A 5,432-nucleotide genomic window follows, 5' to 3' on the forward strand; every position below is an offset into this window, starting at 1 on the left:
CTGGCGATGACCTACTCTCGCATGGCTTAGGCCACACTACCATCGGCGCAGCTGCGTTTCACTTCCGAGTTCGGGATGGGATCGGGTGGTTCCACAGCGCTAATTTCACCAGGGAGACGGTTGGAGCGTCGCCATCCAAACAACGGATATAGGCGCCTGCCTCTCATAGTTCTTGTGACGTAGCGTGCACTTGGATCTATCGACATGTCATGTCGGCCAAGGCAACTTGAGGTTATATGGTCAAGCCACACGGATCATTAGTATCAGTTAGCTCAATACATTGCTGTACTTACACACCTGACCTATCAACCACATAGTCTATATGGTTCCTTCAGGGGGCTTGTGCCCCGGGAGATCTCATCTTGAGGCGCGCTTCCCGCTTAGATGCTTTCAGCGGTTATCGCTTCCGAACATAGCTACCCGGCAATGCCACTGGCGTGACAACCGGAACACCAGAGGTTCGTCCACTCCGGTCCTCTCGTACTAGGAGCAGCCCCTCTCAAATCTCCAACGCCCATGGCAGATAGGGACCGAACTGTCTCACGACGTTCTGAACCCAGCTCGCGTACCACTTTAAATGGCGAACAGCCATACCCTTGGGACCGACTACAGCCCCAGGATGTGATGAGCCGACATCGAGGTGCCAAACACCGCCGTCGATATGAACTCTTGGGCGGTATCAGCCTGTTATCCCCGGAGTACCTTTTATCCGTTGAGCGATGGCCCTTCCATACAGAACCACCGGATCACTAAGTCCTAGTTTCCTACCTGCTTGATCCGTCGATCTTGCAGTCAAGCACGCTTATGCCTTTGCACACAGTGCGCGATGTCCGACCGCGCTGAGCGTACCTTCGAGCTCCTCCGTTACTCTTTAGGAGGAGACCGCCCCAGTCAAACTACCCACCATACACGGTCCCCGACCCAGATAATGGGCCCAGGTTAGAACGTCAAGCACGACAGGGTGGTATTTCAAGGATGGCTCCACTGCAGCTAGCGCCACAGTTTCATAGCCTCCCACCTATCCTACACAGACGAACTCAACGTTCAGTGTAAAGCTATAGTAAAGGTTCACGGGGTCTTTCCGTCTTGCCACGGGAACGCTGCATCTTCACAGCGATTTCAATTTCACTGAGTCTCGGGTGGAGACAGCGCCGCTGTCGTTACGCCATTCGTGCAGGTCGGAACTTACCCGACAAGGAATTTCGCTACCTTAGGACCGTTATAGTTACGGCCGCCGTTTACTGGGGCTTCGATCAAGAGCTTCGCCTTGCGGCTGACCCCATCAATTAACCTTCCAGCACCGGGCAGGCGTCACACCCTATACGTCCACTTTCGTGTTTGCAGAGTGCTGTGTTTTTGATAAACAGTCGCAGCGGCCTGGTTACTGCGGCCCTCTTCAGCTATAGCTCGCATGAGCCACCAAAAAGGGCGCACCTTCTCCCGAAGTTACGGTGCCATGTTGCCTAGTTCCTTCACCCGAGTTCTCTCAAGCGCCTGAGAATTCTCATCCTACCCACCTGTGTCGGTTTACGGTACGGTCTGCGTAAGCTGAAGCTTAGGAGCTTTTCCTGGAAGCGTGGTATCAGTGACTTCGTCTTAAAGACTCGTCTCGGTGCTCGGTCTTAAAGGATCCCGGATTTGCCAAAGATCCAAACCTACCGCCTTTCCCCCGGACAACCAACGCCGGGTACACCTAACCTTCTCCGTCCCTCCATCGCACTTACGCGAGGTGCAGGAATATTAACCTGCTTCCCATCGACTACGACTTTCGTCCTCGCCTTAGGGGCCGACTCACCCTGCGCCGATTAACGTTGCGCAAGGAAACCTTGGGCTTTCGGCGTGCGGGTTTTTCACCCGCATTATCGTTACTCATGTCAGCATTCGCACTTCCGATACCTCCAGCAGACTTCTCAATCCACCTTCAACGGCTTACGGAACGCTCCTCTACCGCGTACATATAAATATGCACACCCCAAGCTTCGGTTCACTGCTTAGCCCCGTTAAATCTTCCCCGCAGACCGACTCGACCAGTGAGCTATTACGCTTTCTTTAAAGGGTGGCTGCTTCTAAGCCAACCTCCTGGCTGTCTGTGCCTTTCCACATGGTTTTCCACTTAGCAGTGAATTTGGGACCTTAGCTGTGGGTCTGGGTTGTTTCCCTTTTCACGACGGACGTTAGCACCCGCCGTGTGTCTCCCATACAGTCCGTCTCGGTATTCGGAGTTTGCAATGGTTTGGTAAGTCGCGATGACCCCCTAGCCATAACAGTGCTCTACCCCCGAGAGGATACATATGAGGCGCTACCTAAATAGCTTTCGAGGAGAACCAGCTATCTCCGGGTTCGATTAGCTTTTCACTCCTAATCACAGCTCATCCCCGTCTTTTGCAACAGACGTGGGTTCGGGCCTCCAGTACCTGTTACGGCACCTTCACCCTGGCCATGACTAGATCACCCGGTTTCGGGTCTACTGCCCGCGACTATGCGCCCTTATCAGACTCGGTTTCCCTTCGCCTCCCCTATACGGTTAAGCTTGCCACGAACAGTAAGTCGCTGACCCATTATACAAAAGGTACGCAGTCACTCTTTCGAGCTCCTACTGCTTGTACGCACACGGTTTCAGGATCTATTTCACTCCCCTCTCCGGGGTTCTTTTCGCCTTTCCCTCACGGTACTGGTTCACTATCGGTCGGTCAGTAGTATTTAGCCTTGGAGGATGGTCCCCCCATGTTCAGACAGGGTTTCACGTGCCCCGCCCTACTCGTCTTCACTGGAGTGGCCCTTTTAAATACAGGGCTATCACCTTCTATGGCCAGCCGTTCCAGGCTGTTTTTCTAGAACCATTCCAGCTTAAGGGCTAGTCCCCGTTCGCTCGTCGCTACTCAGGGAATCTCGGTTGATTTCTTTTCCTCTGGTTACTTAGATATTTCAGTTCACCAGGTTCGCTTCCAGCAGCTATGTATTCACTGCAGGATACCCGCAAGCGGGTGGGTTTCCCCATTCGGACATTACCGGATCAAAGCTTGTTGCCAGCTCCCCGATACTTTTCGCAGGCTGCCACGTCCTTCATCGCCTCTGACCGCCAAGGCATCCACCGTGTGCGCTTATTCGCTTGACCATATAACCGCAAGTTGCCTTGGGTTATATATATGATCTGGGGGTACAAAGCCCAGATACGAAATATAACGACTCAATTAATAAGAAGACATTTAAGTCTTCCGCCTTAGCCTCACGACACGTCAAGATAGATATCTCAAACGCTCGCTACGTCACAAGTTTTAAAAGAACACGTACCAGCCACAGTGCTGATGCGTAATAAATTCTTTGTATGCGCTAGTCATTCAGAGTGGTGGGTCTGGGTAGACTCGAACTACCGACCTCACCCTTATCAGGGGTGCGCTCTAACCACCTGAGCTACAGACCCAATGTCCGTTCAGCTCATTGCCGTTTGCGTCGATAAACACGCAACGTGTGGTGGAGCCTGTCGGGATCGAACCGACGACCCCCTGCTTGCAAAGCAGGTGCTCTCCCAGCTGAGCTAAGGCCCCATATACGGGACTTTTCAAACCGGCCTGGCCGATTTGAAACTCTGAATGCAGGTACTTTGTGAAGACGCCCGACAGGACGATGTTGCCTTTGCTCAAAAGGAGGTGATCCAGCCGCACCTTCCGATACGGCTACCTTGTTACGACTTCACCCCAGTCATCGGCCACACCGTGGCAAGCGCCCTCCCGAAGGTTAAGCTACCTGCTTCTGGTGCAACAAACTCCCATGGTGTGACGGGCGGTGTGTACAAGGCCCGGGAACGTATTCACCGCAGCAATGCTGATCTGCGATTACTAGCGATTCCGACTTCATGGAGTCGAGTTGCAGACTCCAATCCGGACTGAGATAGGGTTTCTGGGATTGGCTTGCCCTCGCGGGTTTGCAGCCCTCTGTCCCTACCATTGTAGTACGTGTGTAGCCCTGGTCGTAAGGGCCATGATGACTTGACGTCATCCCCACCTTCCTCCGGTTTGTCACCGGCGGTCTCCTTAGAGTTCCCACCATTACGTGCTGGCAACTAAGGACAAGGGTTGCGCTCGTTGCGGGACTTAACCCAACATCTCACGACACGAGCTGACGACAGCCATGCAGCACCTGTGTTCGAGTTCCCGAAGGCACCAATCCATCTCTGGAAAGTTCTCGACATGTCAAGACCAGGTAAGGTTCTTCGCGTTGCATCGAATTAAACCACATACTCCACCGCTTGTGCGGGCCCCCGTCAATTCCTTTGAGTTTCAGTCTTGCGACCGTACTCCCCAGGCGGCGAACTTAACGCGTTAGCTTCGATACTGCGTGCCAAATTGCACCCAACATCCAGTTCGCATCGTTTAGGGCGTGGACTACCAGGGTATCTAATCCTGTTTGCTCCCCACGCTTTCGTGCCTCAGTGTCAGTGTTGGTCCAGGTAGCTGCCTTCGCCATGGATGTTCCTCCCGATCTCTACGCATTTCACTGCTACACCGGGAATTCCACTACCCTCTACCACACTCTAGTCGCCCAGTATCCACTGCAATTCCCAGGTTGAGCCCAGGGCTTTCACAACAGACTTAAACAACCACCTACGCACGCTTTACGCCCAGTAATTCCGAGTAACGCTTGCACCCTTCGTATTACCGCGGCTGCTGGCACGAAGTTAGCCGGTGCTTATTCTTTGGGTACCGTCAGAACAACCGGGTATTAGCCGATTGCTTTTCTTTCCCAACAAAAGGGCTTTACAACCCGAAGGCCTTCTTCACCCACGCGGTATGGCTGGATCAGGCTTGCGCCCATTGTCCAATATTCCCCACTGCTGCCTCCCGTAGGAGTCTGGACCGTGTCTCAGTTCCAGTGTGGCTGATCATCCTCTCAGACCAGCTACGGATCGTCGCCTTGGTGGGCCTTTACCCCGCCAACTAGCTAATCCGACATCGGCTCATCTATCCGCGCAAGGCCCGAAGGTCCCCTGCTTTCACCCGAAGGTCGTATGCGGTATTAGCGTAAGTTTCCCTACGTTATCCCCCACGAAAAGGTAGATTCCGATGTATTCCTCACCCGTCCGCCACTCGCCACCCATAAGAGCAAGCTCTTACTGTGCTGCCGTTCGACTTGCATGTGTTAGGCCTACCGCCAGCGTTCACTCTGAGCCAGGATCAAACTCTTCACTTAAAAACGTATAGTCCGAGGACTAAAAATTTAAAGCTGCAGATGCTTGACCGCTGGCAACGTTTCGCTTGCTTTAAAACAATTGATATGTTGCTTGATCAAACGTCTGCAAGATGGACAAATCATCCTTCCTGCAGGCGCCTTCACAAGATACCTGCGCATACTGTCAAAGAACCTTGGAGTCGGCCTCAGCGCCTTCCTCCGTGTGCCCCGACGTTTCCGTCGTTGCGAGCCGCCCATTATAGCCG

2 tRNA genes and 3 rRNA genes are annotated in these 5,432 nt (G+C 53.3%); all 5 read right to left on the bottom strand.

The annotated features are described in order from the left end of the window. A 5S ribosomal RNA gene (rrf, locus tag GDJ08_RS19915) occupies positions 1–113 on the bottom strand; the annotation flags it as partial. Positions 114–236: 123 nt separating this feature from the next. Further along, positions 237–3,115 (bottom strand): 23S ribosomal RNA (locus tag GDJ08_RS19920). Between the two features lie 229 nt (positions 3,116–3,344). Continuing rightward, positions 3,345–3,421 (bottom strand) — tRNA-Ile (locus tag GDJ08_RS19925). Between the two features lie 48 nt (positions 3,422–3,469). Beyond that, positions 3,470–3,545: transfer RNA gene (locus tag GDJ08_RS19930), tRNA-Ala, on the bottom strand. 95 nt (positions 3,546–3,640) lie between these two features. Further along, a 16S ribosomal RNA gene (locus GDJ08_RS19935) occupies positions 3,641–5,187 on the bottom strand. Positions 5,188–5,432: the final 245 nt, after the last annotated feature.

The organism is Stenotrophomonas nematodicola (assembly GCF_009467805.1).
In the GTDB taxonomy this organism is placed as follows: domain Bacteria; phylum Pseudomonadota; class Gammaproteobacteria; order Xanthomonadales; family Xanthomonadaceae; genus Stenotrophomonas; species Stenotrophomonas nematodicola.